The sequence below is a fragment of the Pseudomonas brassicacearum genome (assembly GCF_003732265.1).
GTDB lineage: Bacteria > Pseudomonadota > Gammaproteobacteria > Pseudomonadales > Pseudomonadaceae > Aquipseudomonas > Aquipseudomonas brassicacearum_D.
In genome coordinates this window covers 1-258 of sequence record NZ_MOBK01000189.1, presented here as the reverse complement: position 1 = coordinate 258, position 258 = coordinate 1, and the positions used below count along the sequence as shown (strand labels likewise).

Sequence of the window (258 nt, the reverse complement as noted above, 5' to 3'; positions counted from 1 at the left end):
TGAGCGCCACGTTCAGCCTCAACGAAGGGCAGATGTACGCTCGCACTCCTTCCGCCGAGTACTTGCTTTACAACAGCCAGACCCACAAGTACCCCGGACGCAGTGCCGACGACAGCGGCTCGGAAAGTGATAACAGCGACTCGCACAGCAGCACGTCTTCCGATTGGTCCGAGCCGGCCAGCCCGATCTACTGGGATCACGACCGGCACTACGAACCGACCCGAACACGGCAGGCGGAAATGTTTCTGTATGCGCTGG

At 60.5% G+C, this 258-nt stretch carries 1 pseudogene; it reads left to right on the top strand.

From position 1 onward, the window contains the following. Positions 1-32 precede the first annotated feature (32 nt). A pseudogene (locus BK660_RS30755) lies at positions 33-258 on the top strand (hypothetical protein); the annotation flags it as partial.